Source organism: Serratia sp. EWG9 (genome assembly GCF_019913725.1).
Classification (GTDB): Bacteria; Pseudomonadota; Gammaproteobacteria; order Enterobacterales; family Enterobacteriaceae; genus Serratia; species Serratia ureilytica.
Genome location: NZ_JADNRO010000014.1, coordinates 23,506 through 45,719 on the forward strand (window position 1 = coordinate 23,506; position 22,214 = coordinate 45,719).

Sequence of the window (22,214 nt, forward strand, 5' to 3'; positions counted from 1 at the left end):
CTTACCTCGTTGCCGCCGCCTGGAAAGCGCGTTCCAGATCGGCAATCAAATCTTCACTGTCTTCAATACCCACGGAAATGCGCAGCAGGCTCTCGGAGATGCCGGCCGCTGCCCGCGCCTCCGCCGCCATGCCGGCGTGAGTCATGGTCGCTGCATGCGAGATCAGGCTTTCTACGCCGCCCAACGATTCTGCCAGAGTAAACAGCTCAAGGGCAGAGAGAAAACGGCGCAGCACCGCTTCATCGCCGTCCAGTTCAAAACTCAGCATCGCGCCGAAACCGCGCTGCTGACGACGGGCGATCTCATGCCCCGGATTCTCCGGCAGGGAGGGATGATACAGCTTTTTCACCAGCGGTTGCTGCTGTAAATAGTCAACAATCGCTTCAGCGTTTTGTTGCGCCGCCTTGATGCGTGGCGACAACGTGCGCATGCCGCGCAGCAACAAATAGCTGTCGAACGCGCCGCCGGTCACGCCGATGTTGTTCGCCCACCAGGCCAGCTCGACCGCCAGCTCAGGATCTTTGGCGATCACCGCGCCGGCCACCACGTCCGAATGCCCGTTCAGGTATTTGGTGCAAGAATGGACCACCAGATCGGCACCGAGTTCGATCGGCTGTTGCAGGGCCGGGCTGAGGAACGTGTTGTCCACCACCGTCAACGCGCCCGCCGCGTGCGCGGCAGCGCAGATCGCCGCGATGTCCACCACCCGCAGCAGCGGATTGCTGGGGCTTTCTATCAACACCAGCTTCGGCTTTTGCGCCAGCGCCTGTTGCAGGGCGGCCTCATTGCCTTGATCGACGAACAGCACGCGATAAGCGCCGCGCTTGCTCAGGCTGTCGAATAACCGATAGCTGCCGCCGTAACAGTCGTGCGGCGCCACCAGCAGATCGCCGGGCTTCAGCAGTACGGTGGTCACCAGATGGATCGCCGACATCCCGCTGCCGGTCATCACCGCGCCGGCGCCGCCTTCCAGCTCCGCCAACGCGCGCTGCACCACGTCGCGCGTCGGGTTGCCGCGGCGCGAGTAGTCATGAGCTCGGGGTTGATTGAAGTCGGTAAAGTTATAGGTGCTGGACAGATGAATCGGCGGGACAACGCAGCCGTACTGTTCGTCGTCGTTCAGGCCGCTGCGTACGGCAATCGTGGCTGGTTTACGCGTCATGGGCTCGCTCGGCTCTCGGTTCGGTGAATGAGGCCTAAAGAGTAATCGCAGGATTGATAGACGTCAATACATCTGGACATCTAAACTTCTTTGCGTATAGATTGAGCAATGACACAATACCCGCTAAAATTATGCCGATATGACATGACGATAAGATGTTAAGCGGCAATGCCTGGCCGAAGCGGGGCATTCAGTGACCCTGGTCGCGTAAAATTGACATTTATTTAGTGAGAACAGTGAAGATCGGGCATAATTGGCCGGTTTTTAGAATTTTGTAATTTTTCTGACAAAGTTAAGGTGTCCCATGGCTGAGTGGAACGGCGAGTATGTCAGCCCTTACGCTGAACACGGTAAAAAAAGCGAGCAAGTCAAAAAGATCACGGTATCCATTCCGCTGAAGGTCCTGAAAATCCTCACCGACGAACGGACCCGTCGCCAGGTGAACAACCTGCGCCACGCCACCAACAGCGAACTTCTGTGCGAAGCGTTTCTGCATGCCTTTACCGGCCAGCCGCTGCCGAACGATGAAGACCTGCGCAAAGAGCGCAGCGATGAAATCCCGGAAGCCGCAAAAGCGTTGATGCGCGAACTGGGTGTCGATCCCGATACCTGGGAATATTGAGAACCGCCCGGCGAACGCCGGCGGCAGAAAAGAAAAAAGGCGCCCAGGGCGCCTTTTTCATCGGTCGATAAGAAATCTTATTTCTTAGCGCCTGGTACGCTGAAACGCTTGTTGAAGCGGTCAACGCGGCCACCGGTAGCAACGTCACGCTGCTTGCCAGTGTAGAACGGGTGGCATGCGCCACAAACGTCCAGGTTCAGATCGTGGCCCACGGTGGAGCGGATCTTCATCACGTTACCGCAAGAGCAGTTAGCAGTAACTTCTTCGTATTTTGGGTGGATACCTTGTTTCATGGGAAACCTCAGTTAAGGCCGTGTCGCTATCCAGCCCTGTTTCGCCAGACACCACACGTGGTTGATAATAGAATTTTGGTATCGAATTATACCAAAGGCGGCAAATTATACAGCATTAGTCGGGGCGCGCAATCGGAACCGTACATTTGCCGATGCGCCGTGTAAACTGATGCCCACTTTTTTTCAATTTGGATGAGATCATGCCCGTCGTACACGTTGCTTTGCCGGTCCCCCTCGCCCGCACCTTCGACTATCTGCTGCCGCCCGGCATGCAGCCGGTGGCCGGCGCGCGCGTGGGCGTGCCCTGGGGCAGGCAGCATGCAATCGGCATCGTCACCGGCTGCAGCGACACCAGCGAACTGCCGTTGGACAAGCTCAAACCGATCGACAGCGTGATCGACACGGAATCGCTGTTCTCCCCCAGCCTGTGGCGCATCCTGCGCTGGGCCAGCGATTACTACCACTATCCCATCGGCGAAGTGCTGTTCCACGCGCTGCCGATCCTGCTGCGCCAAGGCAAACCGGCCGAGGCCGCGCCGCTGTGGCAGTGGTTCGCCACCGAAGAGGGGCGCGCCACGCCGCCCGAAAGCCTGAAACGCGCGCCGAAACAGCAGCAGGCGCTGGCGGCGCTGTTGCAACGCCCGGTCTATCGCCATCAGGTCAGCCAGCTTGAGCTGACGGAAAGCGCCCTGCAGGCGCTGCGCGCCAAAGGGCTGATCGATCTGCGCGCTCAGGTCGCGGCCACGCAGGACTGGCGCCCCAACTTTGCGGTGCTCGGCGAGCGGCTGCGGCTGAATACCGAACAGGCCACCGCCGTCGGGGCGATCCGAAGCGAAGATGAGCAGTTTGCCGCCTGGCTGCTGGCCGGGGTCACCGGCTCCGGCAAGACCGAGGTGTATCTCAGCGTGCTGGAAAACGTGTTGGCCAAAGGCCGGCAGGCGCTGGTGCTGGTGCCGGAAATCGGCCTGACGCCGCAAACCATCGCCCGCTTTCGCGAGCGCTTCAACGCGCCGGTGGACGTGCTGCACTCCGGGCTGAACGACAGCGAACGGCTGGCGGTTTGGCTGCGCGCGCGCAGCGGCGAAGCCGCTATCGTCATCGGCACCCGCTCGGCGCTGTTCACGCCGTTCCGGCAACTGGGCGTTATCATCATCGACGAAGAGCACGACAGCTCTTATAAACAGCAGGAAGGCTGGCGCTACCACGCCCGCGATCTGGCGGTGTTCCGCGCCCGGGAAGAAGATATCCCGATGGTGATGGGCTCCGCCACGCCGGCACTGGAAACGCTGCACAACGTGCAGCTGGGCAAATATCGCCAGTTGAAGCTCACCCAGCGCGCGGGCAACGCCAAACCGGCGGCGCAGCATCTGATCGATCTGAAAGGGTTGCCGCTGAAGGTCGGCCTGTCGCAGCCGCTTTTGAAAAGCATGCAGCACCATTTAAAAGCCGGCAATCAGGTGATGCTGTTCCTCAACCGCCGCGGTTACGCCCCGGCGCTGCTGTGCCACGAGTGCGGCTGGATCGCCGAGTGCCAGCGCTGCGATCACTATTACACCTTCCACCAGCATCAGCGCCAGCTGCGCTGTCACCACTGCGACAGCCAGCGACCGGTGCCGCACCAATGCCCGCAGTGCGGCTCCACCCACCTGGTATCGGTCGGCGTCGGCACCGAACAGCTGGAACATGAGCTGGCGCCGCTGTTCCCCGACACGCCGATCACCCGCATCGATCGCGACACCACCAGCCGCAAAGGGTCGCTGGAGCAGCACCTGGCGGATATTCATCGCGGCGAAGCGCGCATTCTGATCGGCACGCAAATGCTGGCCAAGGGCCACCATTTTCCCGACGTCACGCTGGTGGCGTTGCTGGACGTGGACGGCGCGCTGTTCTCCGCCGACTTCCGCTCCGCCGAGCGTTTTGCTCAGCTCTATACCCAGGTCTCCGGGCGCGCGGGGCGAGCGGGCAAACAGGGTGAAGTGCTGCTGCAAACCCACCACCCGGAGCACCCGTTATTGCAGGTGCTGCTGCAACAAGGTTACGACGCCTTCGCCAAACAGACGCTGGCGGAGCGCAACAGCGTGTTTCTACCGCCCTACACCAGCCACATCATCGTGCGCGCCGAAGATCACGATAACCAACAGGCCCCGCTGTTCCTGCAGCAGCTGCGCAATCTGTTGGAAGCCAGTCCGCTTAAGGACGATTCGCTGTGGGTGATGGGCCCGGTGCCGGCGCTGCAGTCCAAACGCGGCGGCCGTTTCCGCTGGCAGCTGCTGCTGCAGCATCCGACACGGCGCGTCCTGCAACAGCTGATGAAAAGCTCGCTGCCGCTGATCGGCACCCTGCCGCAAACGCGCAAGGTGAAATGGACGCTGGATGTCGATCCGATCGACAGCTGATCCCGGAAAAGTCCGATTTAGCTGCCGTCATGCAAACGTTTACCCTTTAAATTGCGAGCGAACGCTAAAAAACCTTCTCAGGTCACATTTTTTATGCAAATTAGGTAACAAAGGCGGGGCGTATTCTGTTTAGAATGTCTGCGAGGGCAAATTTTGTCGCCACATCGCAGCGCGACGGAGTGCTCGAACGCGAGTGGCGCTCAATGACAACAATCCCGCCACCGCATGCCGGACATTGTGAGCAAACAGCAGTAGTGGCGTCGGCATGGGGCTGACGCAAGGAGAAAGGCGTTGGAACACAAGAAAGAGTTATCCATGGCGACCATGAAAGACGTCGCCGAAATGGCGGGCGTTTCAACGGCTACCGTATCGCGTGCGCTGATGAATCCGGAAAAGGTGTCAACGCCAACGCGTCAGAAAGTGGAACAGGCCGTGCTGGCCGTGGGTTATTCTCCTCATGCTCTGTCACGCAATATCAAACGCAACGAATCTCGCACCATCCTGGTGATCGTGCCCGACATCTGCGATCCGTTTTTCGCGGATGTGATCCAGGGGATCGAACAGACCGCCGCCCAACAAGGCTATCTGGTGCTGATCGGCGACTGCGCGCAGCAAAACCAGCAAGAACGCACCTTCGTCAATCTGATCATCACCAAACAGATCGACGGCATGCTGCTGCTGGGCTCTAATCTACCGTTCGACGCCAGCAAGGAAGAGCAGCGCAATCTGCCGCCGATGGTGATGGCCAATGAGTTCGCGCCCGAGCTGGAACTGCCGACGGTGCATATCGACAACCTGACCGCCGCCTTTGAAGCCGTGCATTATTTGCATCAATTGGGCCACCGGCAGATCGCCTGCGTCGCCGGGCCGGAACAGATGCCGCTGAGCCATTATCGGCTGCAAGGTTATGTTCAAGCGCTACGCCGTAATGGCATTACCGTCGAAAGCAGCTATATTACCCGGGGTGATTTTACCTACGAAGCCGGCGCGCAAGCGCTGACCCAGTTGATGGCTCAGCCGAAACCACCGACGGCGGTGTTCTGCCACAGCGACGTCATGGCGATCGGCGTGCTGTCCCAGGCGAAGAAAATGGGGCTGCGGGTACCGCAGGATCTGTCGATCGTCGGCTTTGACGACCTCAAGCTGGCGCAGTATTGCGATCCGCCGCTGACCACGGTGGCGCAGCCGCGCTTCCAGATCGGCCAGCAGGCGATGTTGTTGCTGTTGGAGCAGTTGAACGGCCAGACGGTGGCCAGCGGCTCCCGACTCTTGGACAGTGAATTGATTATCAGAGGCAGCACCGCTGCTCCGAAACGCTAGTCAAATATTTTAGGGTTCAGTAACATGACGGACTTATCCTCTCATCAGGACACAGCGGAATAATAGTGGCACAAAAAGACTATGTAAGCCGTGGGCGCGCAGCAGGAGCTAAGCGCAAAACCCCCAGCCGTAAAAAACGCAGTTCTCCGAAGGTTTCCAAAACCGTGCTGGCGTTAGCCGTCGCGTTGCTGGTTGTCTTTGTCGGTGGCCTCTATTTCATTACGCACAACAAGCCGGAAGACGCGCCGTTGTTGCCTGCGCACACCACTCGCCCAGGCAACGGCCTGCCGCCGAAGCCGGAAGAGCGCTGGCGCTATATCAAAGAGCTGGAAAACCGACAGATCGGCGTGCAAACCCCGACCGAACCGACGGCCGGCGGCGAGCTCAATTCCAAAACTCAGCTGACCGCCGAACAACGGCAACTGCTGGAGCAGATGCAGGCCGACATGCAACAGCGCCCGACGCAGCTGAATGAAGTGCCGTATAACGATCCGGGCCAGGCCAACGCGCGCGGCAACCGCCAGCAGCAGATGCAACAACCGCAAATGCAGCAGCAGCCGGTACAGCAACAGCAGCAGGTCACTCAGGCGCCGCGCAACCCGTTCAACAACGGGGCCACCACCGCGCCGGTGCAGCAGCACCAGCAGCCGAAGCAAGTCACCCCGCCGCCGGCACAGGTGAAACAGCCTGAGCCGAAGCCGCAACCGAAGCCGGAGCCCAAACCGGAAGTGAAACAGGAAACGGCCAAGCAGGACACCAAACCGGAATCGAAACAGAAGTGGATGGTGCAATGCGGTTCGTTCCGCGCCACCGATCAGGCTGAATCCGTGCGTGCGCGCCTGGCGTTCGAGGGCATCGAGAGCCGCATCACCGCCGGTGGCGGTTGGAATCGCGTGGTGCTCGGCCCCTACAGCAGCCGCGCCGCAGCGGACAAAACCCTTTCGCGCCTGAAGGGCGTCGGCATGTCGAGTTGCATTCCCCTCTCCGTTGGGGGTTGAAAAGCGTCAATCCCCCCCCATCTATACTCTCAATATGCCTCGTAGCGTCTGCGAAAGCAGGCGCTGCGGGGACTTCTTTCCGTCTTTAACGAGGGTCTGCTCGTGACAACAATTGTAAGCGTACGCCGCAACGGCCAGGTCGTCATCGGTGGTGATGGCCAGGCAACCCTGGGTAATACGGTGATGAAGGGTAACGTCAAGAAAGTGCGTCGCCTGTATAACGACAAAGTGATCGCCGGTTTCGCCGGTGGCACCGCTGACGCCTTCACGCTGTTTGAACTGTTTGAACGCAAACTGGAAATGCATCAGGGCCACCTGGTGAAAGCCGCCGTCGAGCTGGCGAAAGACTGGCGCACCGACCGCATGCTGCGCAAGCTCGAAGCGCTGCTGGCGGTCGCCGATGAAACCGCCTCGCTGATCATCACCGGCAACGGCGATGTGGTGCAGCCGGAAAACGATCTGATCGCCATCGGCTCCGGCGGCCCGTACGCCCAGGCCGCCGCCCGCGCCATGTTGGAAAATACCGAGCTGAGCGCCCGCGACATCGTTGAGAAATCCCTCAACATCGCCGGCGACATCTGTATTTACACCAACCATTTCCACACCATTGAAGAATTGCCTTCCAAAGCGTAAGGATCGAATACCATGTCTGAAATGACCCCGCGCGAGATCGTCAGCGAACTGGACAGCTATATCATTGGCCAAAACAAGGCCAAACGCGCTGTCGCCATTGCCCTGCGCAACCGCTGGCGCCGGATGCAGCTCAACGAGATGCTGCGTCACGAAGTGACCCCGAAAAACATTCTGATGATCGGCCCGACCGGCGTCGGTAAAACCGAAATCGCCCGCCGTCTGGCGAAGCTGGCCAACGCGCCATTCATCAAGGTTGAAGCCACCAAGTTCACCGAAGTGGGCTATGTGGGCAAAGAAGTGGACTCCATCATCCGCGATCTGACCGATGCCGCCATCAAAATGGTTCGCATGCAGTCGATCGAGAAAAACCGCACCCGTGCCGAAGAGTTGGCCGAAGAGCGCATTCTCGACGTGCTGATCCCGCCGGCCAAAAACAACTGGGGCCAGCCGGAAGAAGGCCAGGAACCGTCCGCCGCCCGCCAGGCATTCCGCAAGAAGCTGCGCGAAGGCCAGCTGGATGACAAAGAGATCGAAATCGATCTGGCCGCCGCGCCGATGGGCGTGGAAATCATGGCGCCTCCGGGCATGGAGGAGATGACCAACCAGCTGCAGTCGATGTTCCAGAACCTCGGCGGCCAAAAGCAAAAACCGCGCAAGCTGAAGATCAAAGAAGCCTTCAAGCTGCTGGTGGAAGAAGAAGCCGCCAAGCTGGTGAACCCGGAAGAGCTGAAAGAGCAGGCGATCGAAGCGGTTGAGCAACACGGCATCGTGTTTATCGATGAGATCGACAAAATCTGTAAGCGCGGCGGCCAAAGCTCCGGCCCGGACGTTTCCCGCGAAGGCGTGCAGCGCGATCTGCTGCCGCTGGTGGAAGGCTGCACCGTGTCCACCAAGCACGGCATGGTGAAAACCGACCACATTCTGTTCATCGCTTCCGGCGCGTTCCAGACCGCCAATCCGTCGGATCTGATCCCGGAACTGCAGGGCCGTCTGCCGATCCGCGTTGAGCTGCAGGCGCTGACCACCGAAGACTTCGAGCGCATCCTGACCGAGCCGAGCGCGTCGCTGACCGAACAGTACAAAGCGCTGATGGGCACCGAAGGCGTCAATATCGAGTTCACCGCCGACGGCATCCGCCGCATCGCCGAAGCCGCGTGGCAGGTCAACGAAAGCACCGAGAACATCGGCGCGCGTCGTCTGCACACCGTGCTGGAGCGTCTGATGGAAGATATTTCCTACGATGCGAGTGAAATTAATGGCCAATCCATTACAATTGATGCGGATTACGTGCGCAGTCATCTGGATGAACTGGTGGCGGATGAAGATTTGAGTCGTTTTATCCTATAATCGCTCAATCATTGTCTTGTCAGTCATCTGTGTGGGAGGCATTGCCTCCCACAATTATTTCTAACGGACACCGCAACTTACTGACAGAAGCGAAACATGAGCTCATCAACCTCCACCACCCCGATTTCCGCCTGGCTCGAAAGTCTACGCCCCCGCACCCTGCCGTTGGCCTTTGCCTCCATCGTGGTCGGCTCGGCGATCGCCGCCTGGCACGGCAGCCTGAAACCTGAAGTGGCGCTGCTGGCGCTAGTGACCGCCGGTCTGCTGCAGATCCTCTCCAACCTGGCGAATGACTACGGCGATGCGGTCAAAGGCAGCGACAAAGAAGATCGCATCGGGCCGTTGCGCGGCATGCAAAAGGGCATGATCACCCAGGCGCAGATGAAACGGGCGCTGGTGGTGACGGTAGTGCTGATCGCCCTCGCCGGCTGTTCGCTGATCGCCGTCGCCTGCGAGCAACCCAGCGACGTGGTGGGCTTCCTGGTGCTGGGCGGGCTGTCTATCGTGGCGGCCATCACCTACACCGTCGGCAACAAACCCTACGGGTATTTGGGGCTGGGCGACATCTCGGTGCTGGTGTTCTTCGGCTGGCTGAGCGTGGCCGGCACCTACTATTTGCAGACGCACACCTTCGACAGCGTCGTGATGCTACCGGCTACCGCCTGCGGCCTGCTGGCGACGGCGGTACTCAACATCAACAATCTGCGCGATATCGAAAGCGATCGCGAAAACGGCAAGAATACGCTGGCGGTGCGTCTCGGCCCGCACAAGGCGCGCATTTACCACGCCCTGCTGCTCGGCGGCGCGGTGCTGTGTTTCGCGCTGTTCACGCTGTTCAACCTCCACAGCCCGTGGGGTTGGCTGTTCGTGCTGGCGATCCCGCTGCTGGTGCGCCACGGCCTGCGCGTGCTGCGCGATCCGACGCCGGTCGGCATGCGGCCGATGCTGGAGCATATGGTCAAGGCGGCGTTGCTGGCCAACCTGCTGTTCGCCATCGGCGTGGCGCTCAGTTAAAAACTGATGATTTTGCCAACAGGGCGAATAAAGGGATATACTGAACATTCCTGCGGCAAACAGACGTAAAATCCTATGAAATACGATACTTCCGAACTTTGCGACATCTATCATGAAGAGGTGAACGTTGTTGAACCTCTGTTCTCCAATTTTGGCGGGCGTACTTCATTTGGCGGGCAGATCACCACGGTGAAATGCTTTGAGGATAACGGCCTGTTATTCGATCTGCTTGAAGAAAACGGTCGCGGCCGCGTGCTGTTGGTCGATGGCGGCGGTTCGGTACGCCGGGCGCTGATCAACGCCGAACTGGCGCGCCTGGCCGCCCAGAACGAATGGGAAGGCATCGTGGTGTACGGCGCGGTGCGCCAGGTGGACGATCTGGAAGAGCTCGACATCGGCATTCAGGCGATGGCGGCGATCCCGGCGGGTGCCGTAAGCGAAGGCGTGGGCGAAAGCGATATCCGCGTCAACTTCGGTGGCGTCACCTTCTTCTCCGGCGACCACCTGTATGCCGACAACACCGGCATCATCCTCTCCGAAGACCCGCTCGACATCGAGTGATTTTCGGACATGAAAAAGGGCGCCTCAGGCGCCCTTTTCGTTGCTGCATGGCGTAAGGAATCAAACCTCTTCCATTTTGCCCAGCAGCGCGCGCAGGCGATCTTGCCATACGTGCTGTTCTTCTTTCAGCTGTTGGTTTTCGCGCACCAGCGCTTCGTGGTTGCCGGAGGCAGCCTGAACTTCCTGCGACAGAGAGTTGTTTTTGTCTTTCAGCTCTTCAATTTCCATCTGCAACAAGGTGATGGTATCAATCGCCTGCTGTACTTTTGCTTCCAGTTTCTCAAATACTTCAAATGACATGCTTCAGTCCCCTCATGATAGCAAGGCGTACATCTATAAGTAGCGGCCGCAACGTCGGCTGCAGCTACTGCGAATATTGCATCGCGCTCAGTGACGCGCGCCGTTACGGAAGGCGCGCCAGTCTCGATTCGTTAAAAACGATTGTAAGTAGCCAGTCTCCGCCTGTCTAGCAACATACCGGATCATCGCGCAGTCTGTTGCAATTTTCCTGCCCTCGCCATCAGTAAAAACTGAAAATCCCCGCCGCCGCCGCCGCGAGTTGTTAACGCCCCTCGCCAAACCACTGGTCAGATCACACTTTTATGGCTCAGAAAGAACACTGAACGACGCGAAATCGCTCAATTTTATGACGCGCCACACACATTTTGATTTCGCTATTTCTCGTTTATGTTCGTTAACGATAAATTTACATCACGTCCTCATTCAATAATTGGACGAGATGAAAAAAACTGTGCCCATAGGTCAGATGTATACCTGGCTGAGCCTATAAACCAACAACCGCCGTTTTGCAGGACACCAACATTATGAGCCAAACCACCAGTCCGACATTAAAAGGCCAGTGCATCGCCGAGTTCCTCGGCACGGCGCTGCTGATCTTCTTTGGCGTAGGCTGCGTTGCCGCACTGAAACTGGCGGGCGCCAGCTTCGGCCAGTGGGAAATCAGCATCATTTGGGGCCTCGGCGTCGCCATGGCCATCTATCTGACCGCCGCCATTTCCGGCGCGCATCTCAACCCGGCGGTCACCCTCGCCCTGTGGCTGTTCGCCTGCTTCGACGGGCGCAAAGTGGTGCCTTACATCATTGCGCAGATCGCCGGCGCCTTCTGCGCCGCCGCCCTGGTCTACGGGCTGTACTACAACCTGTTCTTCGACTTCGAAGCGGCTCACCATATGGTGCGCGGCAGCAACGAAAGCCTTGAACTGGCCGGCATCTTCTCGACTTACCCTAACGCGCACATCTCCGTCGGCCAGGCATTCCTGGTAGAAATGGTGATCGCTGCGATCCTGATGTGCCTGATCCTGGCGCTGACCGACGACGGCAACGGCATTCCGCGCGGCCCGCTGGCGCCGCTGCTGATCGGTATTCTGATTGCCGTGATCGGCGCCTCCATGGGACCATTGACCGGCTTTGCGTTGAACCCGGCGCGTGACTTCGGGCCGAAACTGTTCGCCTACCTGGCCGGCTGGGGCAAAGTCGCCTTCACCGGCGCGCGCGACATCCCGTACTTCCTGGTGCCGATCTTCGCCCCTATCGTCGGCTGTGGCCTGGGCGCTTTCGGTTACCGCGCGCTGATTGGCCGCCACCTGCCGTGCGACGTCTGCGTGACGGAAGAAGAGCCCGACGCCAAGACCCAGCAGCGTAAAGCGTGATGGGTGCAGTTTTAAACGGTTAACAACAGCAGGATAATTACCATGACTGTAGAAAAAAAATACATTGTCGCACTCGACCAAGGGACCACCAGCTCACGCGCCGTCGTGCTCGATCACGACGCCAACATCGTTGCGGTATCGCAACGCGAATTCCCGCAGATCTATCCAAAGGCCGGCTGGGTTGAGCATGACCCGATGGAGATCTGGGCGTCGCAAAGCTCGACGCTGGTAGAAGTGCTGGCGAAGGCCGACATCAATTCCGATCAGATCGCCGGCATCGGCATCACCAACCAGCGCGAAACCACCATCGTCTGGGAAAAAGAGACCGGCAAGCCGGTCTACAACGCCATCGTCTGGCAGTGCCGCCGCACCGCCGACATCTGCGAGAAGCTCAAGCGCGACGGCCTGGAAGAGTACATCCGTCACAACACCGGCCTGGTGGTTGACCCCTACTTCTCCGGCACCAAGGTGAAATGGATCCTGGACAACGTCGAAGGCGCCCGCGAGCGTGCCAAGCGCGGCGAACTGCTGTTCGGCACCGTCGATACCTGGCTGGTGTGGAAGATGACCCAAGGGCGCGTACACGTCACCGATTACACCAACGCCTCACGCACCATGATGTTCAACATCCACGAGCTGGACTGGGACGAACGCATGCTGGAAGTGCTGGACATTCCGCGCGCCATGCTGCCGAAAGTCCGTCCTTCCTCCGAGGTATACGGCCAGACCAACATCGGCGGCAAGGGCGGCACGCGTATTCCTATCGCCGGTATCGCCGGCGACCAGCAAGCGGCATTGTACGGCCAGCTGTGCGTTCAACCGGGCATGGCGAAGAACACCTACGGCACCGGCTGCTTCCTGCTGATGAACACCGGCAAAGAAGCGGTGCGCTCGAAAAACGGTTTGCTGACCACCATCGCCTGCGGCCCGCGCGGCGAAGTGAACTATGCGCTGGAAGGCGCGGTGTTCATCGGCGGTGCGTCTATCCAGTGGCTGCGCGACGAGCTGAAACTGATCAGCGACGCCGCCGACTCCGAATATTTCGCCACCAAGGTGAAAGACAGCAACGGCGTCTATGTGGTGCCGGCCTTCACCGGCCTGGGCGCGCCCTACTGGGATCCGTATGCCCGCGGCGCCATCTTCGGCCTGACCCGCGGCGCCAACAGCAACCACATCATCCGCGCCACGCTGGAATCCATCGCCTTCCAGACGCGCGACGTGCTGGACGCCATGCAGGCCGACGCCAACACCCGCCTGCAATCGCTGCGCGTGGACGGCGGCGCGGTCGCCAACAACTTCCTGATGCAGTTCCAGTCCGATATCCTCGGCACCCGCGTAGAGCGCCCTGAAGTGCGTGAATCGACGGCGTTGGGCGCCGCGTTCCTGGCGGGCCTGGCCATCGGCTACTGGAACGATCTGGATGAAGTGAAGAGCAAAGCGGTGATTGAGCGTGAATTCCGCCCAAGCATCGAAACCACCGAACGCAACTACCGCTACAGCGGCTGGAAAAAAGCGGTGGCTCGCGCGCAGGCATGGGAAGATCACGATTAAACCCAGCCTTGCCGTTACCCCCAAATTGCGCTGCCTGCGGGCGGCGCTTTTTTTTGCCCCGCCCCGCCGCCGCCGCGCTGTGATAGACTTTGCCGATATTTTCTTCCCTTTCTCACAGACAGGTTTGCCATGAAACGTGAATTAGCCATCGAATTTTCCCGCGTTACCGAAGCCGCCGCGCTGGCGGGCTACAAATGGCTGGGACGCGGCGACAAGAACGCCGCCGACGGCGCGGCGGTCCACGCCATGCGCATCATGCTCAACAAGGTGGATATCGATGGCCGCATCGTGATTGGCGAAGGCGAGATCGACGAAGCGCCGATGCTGTATATCGGCGAGCAGGTCGGCAGCGGCCAGGGCGACGCGGTCGACATCGCGGTCGATCCGATCGAGGGCACCCGCATGACCGCCATGGGCCAGTCCAACGCGCTGGCGGTCTTGGCGGTGGGCGATCGCGGCACCTTCCTGCACGCGCCGGACATGTACATGGAGAAGCTGGTGGTCGGCCCGGCGGCGCGCGGCGCCATCGATCTCAATCTGCCGCTGGCGGAGAACCTGCGGAACGTCGCCGAACGACTGGGCAAACCGCTGTCGCAGCTGACGGTCATCGTGTTGGCCAAACCGCGCCACGACGGCGTCATCGCGCAGATGCAGCAGTTGGGCGTGCGGGTGTTCGCCATTCCTGACGGCGATGTGGCGGCCTCCATTCTCACCTGCATGCCGGAAAGCGAGGTCGATGTGATGTATGGCATCGGCGGCGCGCCGGAAGGGGTGATCTCCGCCGCGGTGATCCGCGCGCTGGACGGCGACATGCAGGCGCGTTTGCTGGCGCGCCATGAAGTGAAAGGCGACAGCCCCGAGAACCGCCGCCTCGGCGAGCAGGAGCTGGCGCGCTGCCGTGAGATGGGCATCGAGGCCGGTCAGGTCTTGCGCCTGGACCAGATGGCGCGCAACGACAACGTCATCTTCTCCGCCACCGGCATCACCAAGGGCGATTTGCTGGAGGGCATCAGCCGCAAGGGCAACATGGCCACGACCGAAACGTTACTGATCCGCGGCAAGTCGCGCACCCTTCGCCGTATCCGTTCGACCCACTATCTGGATCGCAAAGACCCGGCGCTGCACGAGTTTCTGCTGTAACGAAACAGGGCGCCGAAGGGCGCCCTGATGATTGATGACAAACCTCATGCCCTTGCCGGGTTGGCAGAGAGCAGCGAATAGAAAACAAGGAAAATCAATTCATTGATTTTCGGCTGATCCCCGAAAAGGGGGAAAAACCACGCTTTTTCTTCCCTTTGTCAACGGTATGAGGGCGCCGAATGGCGCCCTGTCGTTATGCGGTGTGTCCCTGATGCTGCATCCGGTTGGACAGCGGCCACCAGCACAGCAGGATCAGCACCGCCATCGCGAACATCAGCAAGCCGAGGCTGAACTGCCCGGTTTGCGGCAGCATGGCGGAAAGCCAGGTCGCCAGACCGGAGCCCATGTTCTGCATGCCGCCCACCAACGCGCCCGCCGCGCCGGCCAGATAGGGGAACGGCTCCATCGCCCCGGTGGTCGCCAGCGGGAACAGCATGCCGGCGCCGAAGAAGAACAATGCAGCCGGCACGATCAGCGTCCAGATGTTCATTACGCCGAACCAGCCCGGGATCCACATCATCGCTCCCGCCAGCAGGCAGCTAATCACCGAATGCCACATCAGCGTATGGAAGGTCTTGCCGTCGCGCCCGGCGTACCAGGCGCCGAAAAACGCCGCCGGGATCGGCAGAATGAACAGGATGCTGACGGTCAGGCCGCTCAGCCCCAACACACCGCCCATCAACACGCCGCAGCTGGCTTCAAATACCGCAATCCCCGCCAGCGCGCCGATCAGCATCACCAGATAGCAACTGAAGGTGCTGTCGCTCAGCAGCTGGCGGAAACTAGCCAGCATGCGGCGTTTTTCTGTCTGGACCGGACGGGTCTCCGGCAGCCAGCGGAACATCGCGAAGGCGACGCAGGCGCACAGCGCCAGCAGGAAGGCGTAACAGGCTCGCCAGCCGAACACCATCGCCAGCGCGCCGCCGATCACCGGCGCCAGCAGCGGGCTGACCAAAATCCCCATATTCAGCAGGCTGTTGGCATAGCGCAGCGCGGTGCCGGCATACAGATCGCGCGGCATGGTGCGCGCCATCACGCCCGCCACGCCGGTGCCCATGCCCTGGATGGCGCTGGCGGCGACCAGCATCGTCAGGTTGGTCGACAGCAGCGCGCCCAGCGCCCCCACCAGGAAGATCATCATGCCGGTCAGGATCACCGGACGACGCCCGATACGATCCGATATCGGCCCGTAAATCAGCTGGGAGAAACCGTAGGTCAGCAAATACGCCGCCATCACCCGCTGCACGGCGCCGGTGCGCACCGACAGATCGTGAGCGATGTCAGCAATAACGGGAACATAAATGGTTTGCGCCATCTGGCCGACGGCGACCAACAGGATAAGCATCACCAGCAGGTGAAAGTTCTCTAGTTTTCTCATTATCTTCGTTAACGTTTCAACTCGTCACAGCGTCCCGGTATGGCCGTTGCAGCAGCCAGAACGGCGAGCAGCCCTCTATGGCGGCATAAGCTAATCAAATCTGATTTTTTTAGCGAGTTTCAGACAAATATTGATCCAGGTCACACTGGCAGCAAACCCGACCAGGCTCGTAAATTAAACTGTACGTCTAACGCTTTGGGGGTAAAAATTAGCGCGTTTGCAGTAGCTGCGCTTTAGCATTTAATCGATAATTATTTTCATCAACTTGAAATAAAATAACACCATAGGGATTTGGTTCATGAAAACACCTGAGCTGATTTTATTGCAGTTAAAGGCTCTCGGCCCGCACTCCGCCAAAATGCTGGCGGAGCGTCTGGACATCACGCCGATGGGCATCCGACAACATCTGCAATCCCTGGAAAAACGTGAGCTGGTTTGTTACGAAGAAGCGCGCAGCAAGGTCGGCCGCCCGACGCGCTACTGGTCGCTGACCGAGCGGGGTCACGCCTACACGGCCGACGATCAGGAGCGACTGCGGGAATCCGCGCTGCAGCTGTTTGGCGGCGCCGGCGTGGAACCGTTGCTCATCGCGCGCGAAGAGCAGCTTTATCTGCGCTATGCCGAAGAGCTGTCCGCCGAGCGCAGCCATCAGGATCGGCTAACCCGCCTGGTTCGCCTGCGGCAACACGACGGTTACATGGCCGAATTGCTCGATCATCCGCACGGTGCGCTGCTGGTGGAAAACCACTGTCCGATCGGCGTGGCCGGTTCCAACTGCAGCAGCCTGTGCAATTCCGAGCTGCAGCTGTTTCACCGGCTGTTCGGCAACGACTACCGGGTAGAGCGCACCGCGCACGCCATTTCCGGCTCACGACATTGTGCTTATTTGATTCGACCACGGGAGCTTTAGAGTATGGCTGAATGGGTAAACGGCAAGGTTACGCAGGTAAAACAATGGACCGACGGGCTGTTCAGCCTGGTGGTCAATGCCCCCATCGATCCTTTCACCGCCGGGCAATTCGCCAAGCTGGCGCTGGAGATCGACGGTGAACGGGTGCAGCGCGCCTACTCCTACGTCAATGCCCCCGATGACGCCAACCTGGAGTTCTATCTGGTCACGGTGCCGGAAGGCAAACTGAGCCCACGCCTCAATCAGCTGCGGCCGGGATCGGACCTGATGGTGACCAAAGAAGCCGCCGGCTTCTTCGTGCTGGACGAGGTGCCCGACTGCGACACGCTGTGGATGCTGGCGACCGGCACCGCCATTGGCCCCTATTTATCGATTCTGCAGCAAGGCACCGGCCTCGAGCGCTTTAACAACCTGGTGCTGGTGCACGCCGCGCGTTTTGCGCGCGACCTGAGCTACCTGCCGCTGATGCAGCAACTGCAGCAACGCTACAACGGCAAGCTGCGCATCCAGACCGTCGTCAGCCGTGAAGAGACGCCCGGCTCACTGACCGGCCGCGTGCCGGCGCTGATCGAGGACGGCCGACTGGAAGCGGCGATCGGCTTGACCATCGACGCCGAAACCAGCCACGTGATGCTGTGCGGCAACCCGCAAATGGTGCGAGATACGCAGCAAACGCTGAAAGACCAACGCCAGATGCGCAAGCACCTGCGCCGCAAGCCGGGCCATATCACCAGCGAACACTACTGGTAACCCGGCGGGGATCAGCGGAACTTCACCGGTTCGGCTTCCGGGCCGAACCGATTGTCTCCCGGCGTGCCGACGAAGGCGCCCAAATCGATCATCATCATCACGATAATCAGCGTCGGAATGAAACGCCCGACGCCCCATTGCCAGATCGGCGCCAGCATCTGCCAGTTCCCCGCCGCCAGCATCCACGCCAGGATCAGCAGCAGCGCCCACCAGCCGGCCTTGTTGCGATCGTGCAGGCGCTTGACCAGCACCGCCGCCGTCGGCCACAGCAGCGCCACGATAAAGAAAGCGATGGATTGGATGGCGATCAGCTGATAGTTGGCCAGCGTAAACGCCGCCGCCATCAGCACCAGCCACAGCCCCATCCAGATCCAGAAGTCGCGCCGCCCGATGCGGCCCTTAAAAGAAAAACACCACTGTTGTAACGTCATCGATTCCTGCGCTCTAAGCCTGCCCATATTCTGCGCCGCAGTGTAACATAGGCGCTGCCGGGCCGAGTTTTCCGCCTCGCATAACGCGGCGCGCCGCACAGCTTTCTCGTCAGCGAACCGATAATGGCGTGGGATCTTTGACAAGGCCTGCGGGTTATCGCTTTAATCGGAGCCATCTTTGTCCTTGATGCCATACGCCATGCTGAGAAAAACCCTCGCCATCGCCTGCCTGCTGCAGGCCGCCGCCAGCGCCTGGGCCGAACCGCCCGCCGCCGAAGCGAAACCGACCGCGCCTTACCTGCTGGCCGGCGCGCCGACGTTCGACCTGACGGTGATTAAATTCCGTGAAAAGTACAACCGCGATAACCCGAAGCTGCCGATTGGCGAATTCCGCGCCATTCCCGCCGCCGAAGACGATTCGCCGCTGCTGACACGCGCCGCCAGTAAACTCAACGAAAACCTGTACGCCTCCACCGCACTGGAGAAAGGTACCGGTAAAATCAAAACGTTGCAGATCACACATCTGCCGCTGCAGCAGGCCAATGAAGAAAAAGCCGCGCGCACCATCGCCATCAACTACATGGCGGCGCTGATGCGTCAGTTCGAACCGGCGCTGACGGTGGAACAGAGTCAGAACAAGGTGAACAGCCTGCTGGAAAAAGGCAAAGGATCGCGTTTTTACCAACAGCAGGTCGGCGCCATTCGCTATGTCGTCTCGGACAACGGCGATAAAGGGGTCACCTTCGCGGTTGAACCGATTAAGCTGGCGCTTTCCGAGCCGTAACGGCGCGGCATTTAATGACGAAAAGCAAAGCCTTCGCGCTTAATGATCTCTATACTGTTGGGCAGGTAAACTGCCGGTCCGGCAGTTGTCATTTCGACTCTCGCGTTCCCTAGTTGGAGGAAAAAACATGCGTCATCCATTAGTTATGGGTAACTGGAAGCTTAACGGCAGCACCCACATGGTCAACGAACTGATCGCCGGTCTGCGCAGTGAGCTGAGCAGCGTTGACGGCTGTGGCGTCGCCATCGCCCCGCCGGTGATGTATCTGGATCAGGCCAAGCACGCGCTGGCCGGCAGCCGCATCGCGCTGGGCGCGCAGAACGTGGACGTTAACCTGTCCGGCGCCTTCACCGGTGAAGTTTCCGCCAACATGCTGAAAGACGTCGGCGCTCGGTACATCATCATCGGCCACTCCGAGCGTCGCACCTACCACAAAGAAAGCGACGAAGTGATCGCCGAGAAATTCGCCGTGCTGAAAGAAGCCGGTCTGATCCCGGTGCTGTGCATCGGTGAAACCGAAGCGGAAAACGCAGCGGGCAAAACCGAAGAAGTGTGCGCGCGCCAGATCGACGCCGTACTGAAAACGCTGGGCGCACCGGCGATGAAAGGCACCGTGATCGCCTATGAGCCGGTCTGGGCCATCGGTACCGGCAAATCCGCCACCCCTGCGCAAGCGCAGGCCGTGCACAAATTTATCCGCGATCACATCGCCAAACACGATGCCGCGGTCGCCGCTGAAATCATCATCCAGTACGGCGGTTCGGTGAACGACAAGAACGCCGCAGAGCTGTTCTCCCAGCCGGATATCGACGGCGCGCTGGTGGGCGGCGCCTCGCTGAAAGCCGACGCTTTCGCCGTGATCGTCAAGGCCGCTGCCGCAGCGAAAAAAGCCTGATTGTCTTAGGCTTGTCATAAAAAAACCCCGGCTTGCCGGGGTTTTTTATTGCCGCTCGAACGGGATCAGCGTTTGCTTATCTCGTCGAAGACGCCGCCGGTGGCGAAATGCACCTTCTGCGCTTCGGTCCAACCGCCGAAGGTGTCATCCACGGTGAACAGCTTCAGCTGCGGGAACTGGCCGGCGAACTTGGCCGCCACCGCCGCATCGCGCGGGCGATAATAGTGCTGCGCCGCGATAGTCTGCCCTTCCGGCGAATACAGATACTTCAGGTAGGCGGTCGCCACGTCGCGGGTGCCGCGTTTATCGACCACCTTATCCACCACCGACACCGTCGGTTCGGCCAGAATCGATTCGCTCGGGGTGATTATCTCGAACTTGTCTTTGCCCAGCTCTTTCTCCGCCAGCAGCGCTTCGTTTTCCCAGGCGATCAGCACGTCGCCGATACCGCGCTCAACGAAAGTGTTGGTCGAACCGCGCGCGCCGGAATCCAGCACTTCTACGTTCTTGTACAGGTCTTTGACGAACGCCTGCGCCTTGGCCTTATCGTTGTTGTTGTGATGCAACGCGTAGCCCCAGGCGGCGAGGTAGTTCCAGCGGGCGCCGCCGGAGGTTTTCGGATTCGGGGTGATCACCGACACGCCCGGCTTGATCAAGTCAGGCCAGTCATGAATTTGTTTCGGGTTGCCTTTGCGCACCAGGAAGACGATGGTCGACGTGTAAGGCGCCGAGTTGTCCGGCAGGCGTTTTATCCAGTCTTTCTCAATGCGCCCGCGTTCAGCGATGGCGTCGACGTCATAGGCCAACGCCAGCGTCACCACGTCGGCCTCGATGCCGTTGATCACCGAAGTCGCCTGTTTGCCGGAGCCGCCGTGCGACTGACGCACCGTCACCTTGTCGCCGGTTTCCGCCTGGTAATGCTTGCTGAATGCCGTGTTGTAAGCCTGATAGAACTCACGCGTCGGATCGTATGACACGTTCAGCAACTGAATATCCTTCGCCATGGCGCCGGACGCCAACAGCACCAATGTCAGACCTACACCCCATTTACGCATCGACAGGCTCTCCCAGAAAATTAACGCAACCTCAATCGGTTGATTTAGCATCAGAGCCTGCCAGAAACTTTCCCGGCAATTAAAGAATAAAAAATTTTGGGCTAGATGATTCTGGAATATGTCACCGGCGAGCATAAAAAAGCCCCCGCAAGCGGAGGCTTTCGGCGCGCGGTGAGCGGCGAATCAGTACAGCTTTTTCGCCGTTTCCAGCCAGTCGCCCTTGAACGGACGCTTCATGTTTTCGATCGCGTCGATGATGTCGTGATGCACCATCTTTTCGTTCTGGATACCGACGCAGCGGCCGCCGTAACCCTGCAGCAGCAGTTCGATGGCGTAGGCGCCCATGCGCGAGGCCAGGATGCGGTCATAGGCGACCGGTGAACCGCCGCGTTGAATGTGGCCCAGCACGGTAGCGCGGGTTTCACGCTTGGTTTCCTGCTCGATGTGGCGCGCCAACTCATCGATGTCGCAGATGTGCTCGGTGATCGCTACGATGGCGTGCTTTTTGCCCTTGGCGATACCGGCCTTGATTTCGCACACCAGATCTTCGCGATTAAATTCGATTTCAGGCAGCACGATGAATTCGCAGCCGCCGGCAATCGCCGCCGCCAGCGTCAGATCGCCGCAGTAACGGCCCATCACTTCCACGATAGAGATGCGCTGGTGCGACGAGGAGGTATCGCGCAGGCGGTCGATCGCTTCCACCACGGTTTCCAGCGCGGTGAAGTAACCGATGGTGTAGTCGGTACCGGCGACATCGTTATCGATGGTGCCTGGCAGGCCGATGCACGGGAAGCCTTCTTCCGTGAGGCGTTTGGCGCCCATGTAGGAACCGTCGCCGCCGATCACCACCAGCGCGTCGATACCGCGATTCTTCAGGTTTTCAATCGCCTTGGCGCGCACGTTTTCATCCCTGAATTCCGGGAAGCGGGCAGAGCCGAGGAAGGTGCCGCCGCGATTGATCATGTCGGACACGCTATAGCGGTCCAGCTGCTCCATGCGATCTTCGTACAAGCCAAGGTAGCCATCGTAAATACCAAAAACTTCCAGACCTTCTGAAAGCGCAGAACGCACAACGCCGCGGATTGCAGCGTTCATACCCGGCGAATCACCGCCGCTCGTCAGTACACCGATTTTCTTGATCATGACTACCTCTGAACTGTGTAGATGCAATTTCTTAAGAATTCTGTCTCCGCCGATCGTCTTGAAACCTCTCCGGCTGCAGAAAACCAGCTTTACGGCTTATTGCTGGATATTATATCAAAAACACCCAGCTGAATTGATTCAAGTCACGCAATATAACG

General features: G+C 59.7%; 22 protein-coding genes. 15 read left to right on the forward strand and 7 right to left on the reverse strand.

What is annotated here, in order from left to right; all coding sequences use genetic code 11:
* Position 1 precedes the first annotated feature (1 nt).
* A complete protein-coding gene (metB, locus tag ITX55_RS22635; protein ID WP_033645215.1) occupies positions 2 to 1,162 on the reverse strand; it encodes a cystathionine gamma-synthase in 1,161 nt (386 codons plus the stop codon).
* Between the two features lie 304 nt (positions 1,163 to 1,466).
* Here metB and metJ point away from each other — a divergent pair, with 304 nt between their 5' ends.
* On the forward strand, positions 1,467 to 1,784 hold the full coding sequence (metJ, locus tag ITX55_RS22640; RefSeq protein WP_004931076.1) for a met regulon transcriptional regulator MetJ: 318 nt from the start codon (positions 1,467 to 1,469) through the stop codon (positions 1,782 to 1,784).
* Positions 1,785 to 1,861: 77 nt separating this feature from the next.
* On the opposite strand, the gene rpmE is transcribed toward metJ, so the two are convergent.
* A complete protein-coding gene (rpmE, locus tag ITX55_RS22645) occupies positions 1,862 to 2,077 on the reverse strand; it encodes a 50S ribosomal protein L31 (RefSeq protein WP_004931078.1) in 216 nt (71 codons plus the stop codon).
* Between the two features lie 200 nt (positions 2,078 to 2,277).
* Here rpmE and priA point away from each other — a divergent pair, with 200 nt between their 5' ends.
* From priA to rraA, 7 genes are all read left to right on the forward strand, one after another.
* The gene (priA, locus tag ITX55_RS22650) at positions 2,278 to 4,473 is read left to right on the forward strand and encodes a primosomal protein N' (RefSeq protein ID WP_046687963.1); all 2,196 of its coding nucleotides are present in this window, start codon (positions 2,278 to 2,280) and stop codon (positions 4,471 to 4,473) included.
* Between the two features lie 291 nt (positions 4,474 to 4,764).
* Positions 4,765 to 5,793 (forward strand): DNA-binding transcriptional regulator CytR, encoded by a 1,029-nt coding sequence (gene cytR, locus ITX55_RS22655; protein ID WP_025304661.1) that lies wholly within the window; start codon positions 4,765 to 4,767, stop codon positions 5,791 to 5,793.
* A gap of 65 nt (positions 5,794 to 5,858) precedes the next feature.
* Positions 5,859 to 6,791 (forward strand): cell division protein FtsN, encoded by a 933-nt coding sequence (ftsN, locus tag ITX55_RS22660; protein WP_033645213.1) that lies wholly within the window; start codon positions 5,859 to 5,861, stop codon positions 6,789 to 6,791.
* Between the two features lie 102 nt (positions 6,792 to 6,893).
* The gene (hslV, locus tag ITX55_RS22665) at positions 6,894 to 7,424 is read left to right on the forward strand and encodes an ATP-dependent protease subunit HslV (protein ID WP_004931085.1); all 531 of its coding nucleotides are present in this window, start codon (positions 6,894 to 6,896) and stop codon (positions 7,422 to 7,424) included.
* A 12-nt stretch (positions 7,425 to 7,436) separates the two neighbouring features.
* A complete protein-coding gene (gene hslU, locus ITX55_RS22670; protein WP_033645212.1) occupies positions 7,437 to 8,771 on the forward strand; it encodes an HslU--HslV peptidase ATPase subunit in 1,335 nt (444 codons plus the stop codon).
* 96 nt (positions 8,772 to 8,867) lie between these two features.
* Positions 8,868 to 9,785, forward strand: a complete 918-nt coding sequence (locus ITX55_RS22675) for a 1,4-dihydroxy-2-naphthoate polyprenyltransferase (protein WP_108682193.1) — start codon at positions 8,868 to 8,870, stop codon at positions 9,783 to 9,785.
* Between the two features lie 75 nt (positions 9,786 to 9,860).
* The gene (gene rraA / locus ITX55_RS22680; RefSeq protein ID WP_004931090.1) at positions 9,861 to 10,346 is read left to right on the forward strand and encodes a ribonuclease E activity regulator RraA; all 486 of its coding nucleotides are present in this window, start codon (positions 9,861 to 9,863) and stop codon (positions 10,344 to 10,346) included.
* 60 nt (positions 10,347 to 10,406) lie between these two features.
* Here the strand turns inward: rraA and zapB are convergent, their stop codons facing one another.
* Complete coding sequence (zapB, locus tag ITX55_RS22685) at positions 10,407 to 10,646, reverse strand: septal ring assembly protein ZapB (RefSeq protein ID WP_004931092.1); 240 nt, start codon at positions 10,644 to 10,646, stop codon at positions 10,407 to 10,409.
* 524 nt (positions 10,647 to 11,170) lie between these two features.
* Between zapB and ITX55_RS22690 the strand changes: the two genes are divergently transcribed.
* The 3 genes from ITX55_RS22690 to glpX all read left to right on the forward strand — a co-directional run bounded on the left by ITX55_RS22690 (position 11,171) and on the right by glpX (position 14,707).
* Positions 11,171 to 12,016 (forward strand): MIP/aquaporin family protein, encoded by an 846-nt coding sequence (locus ITX55_RS22690; protein WP_004931095.1) that lies wholly within the window; start codon positions 11,171 to 11,173, stop codon positions 12,014 to 12,016.
* Positions 12,017 to 12,058: 42 nt separating this feature from the next.
* Positions 12,059 to 13,567: a glycerol kinase GlpK gene (gene glpK, locus ITX55_RS22695; RefSeq protein WP_025304664.1), complete on the forward strand. Its 1,509-nt coding sequence runs from the start codon at positions 12,059 to 12,061 to the stop codon at positions 13,565 to 13,567.
* A gap of 129 nt (positions 13,568 to 13,696) precedes the next feature.
* Positions 13,697 to 14,707, forward strand: coding sequence for a class II fructose-bisphosphatase (glpX, locus tag ITX55_RS22700; RefSeq protein ID WP_072626426.1), 1,011 nt, complete (start codon positions 13,697 to 13,699; stop codon positions 14,705 to 14,707).
* 193 nt (positions 14,708 to 14,900) lie between these two features.
* Here glpX and emrD read toward each other — a convergent pair whose 3' ends face one another.
* A complete protein-coding gene (emrD, locus tag ITX55_RS22705; protein ID WP_033645209.1) occupies positions 14,901 to 16,085 on the reverse strand; it encodes a multidrug efflux MFS transporter EmrD in 1,185 nt (394 codons plus the stop codon).
* Between the two features lie 298 nt (positions 16,086 to 16,383).
* On the opposite strand from emrD, the gene ITX55_RS22710 reads away from it, so the two are divergent.
* Both ITX55_RS22710 and fpr read left to right on the forward strand, forming a co-directional pair.
* Positions 16,384 to 16,995, forward strand: a complete 612-nt coding sequence (locus ITX55_RS22710; RefSeq protein ID WP_033631328.1) for a metalloregulator ArsR/SmtB family transcription factor — start codon at positions 16,384 to 16,386, stop codon at positions 16,993 to 16,995.
* Positions 16,996 to 16,998: 3 nt separating this feature from the next.
* Complete coding sequence (gene fpr / locus ITX55_RS22715; RefSeq protein ID WP_089192410.1) at positions 16,999 to 17,745, forward strand: ferredoxin--NADP(+) reductase; 747 nt, start codon at positions 16,999 to 17,001, stop codon at positions 17,743 to 17,745.
* Positions 17,746 to 17,756: 11 nt separating this feature from the next.
* Here fpr and ITX55_RS22720 read toward each other — a convergent pair whose 3' ends face one another.
* Positions 17,757 to 18,176: a DUF805 domain-containing protein gene (locus ITX55_RS22720; RefSeq protein ID WP_016929710.1), complete on the reverse strand. Its 420-nt coding sequence runs from the start codon at positions 18,174 to 18,176 to the stop codon at positions 17,757 to 17,759.
* A gap of 199 nt (positions 18,177 to 18,375) precedes the next feature.
* On the opposite strand from ITX55_RS22720, the gene ITX55_RS22725 reads away from it, so the two are divergent.
* Together ITX55_RS22725 and tpiA are read left to right on the forward strand one after the other, a co-directional pair.
* Entirely contained in the window at positions 18,376 to 18,960 is a 585-nt protein-coding gene (locus ITX55_RS22725) for a DUF1454 family protein (protein ID WP_033652211.1), read from the forward strand.
* A gap of 127 nt (positions 18,961 to 19,087) precedes the next feature.
* Complete coding sequence (gene tpiA, locus ITX55_RS22730) at positions 19,088 to 19,855, forward strand: triose-phosphate isomerase (RefSeq protein ID WP_197756230.1); 768 nt, start codon at positions 19,088 to 19,090, stop codon at positions 19,853 to 19,855.
* Between the two features lie 65 nt (positions 19,856 to 19,920).
* Here tpiA and ITX55_RS22735 read toward each other — a convergent pair whose 3' ends face one another.
* Both ITX55_RS22735 and pfkA read right to left on the reverse strand, forming a co-directional pair.
* Entirely contained in the window at positions 19,921 to 20,910 is a 990-nt protein-coding gene (locus tag ITX55_RS22735; RefSeq protein WP_033645235.1) for a sulfate ABC transporter substrate-binding protein, read from the reverse strand.
* 183 nt (positions 20,911 to 21,093) lie between these two features.
* Positions 21,094 to 22,056 carry a 6-phosphofructokinase gene (gene pfkA / locus ITX55_RS22740; RefSeq protein ID WP_004931116.1) on the reverse strand — a complete coding sequence of 321 codons (963 nt, stop codon included), beginning with the start codon at positions 22,054 to 22,056 and terminating at the stop codon, positions 21,094 to 21,096.
* Between the last annotated feature and the right edge of the window lie 158 nt (positions 22,057 to 22,214).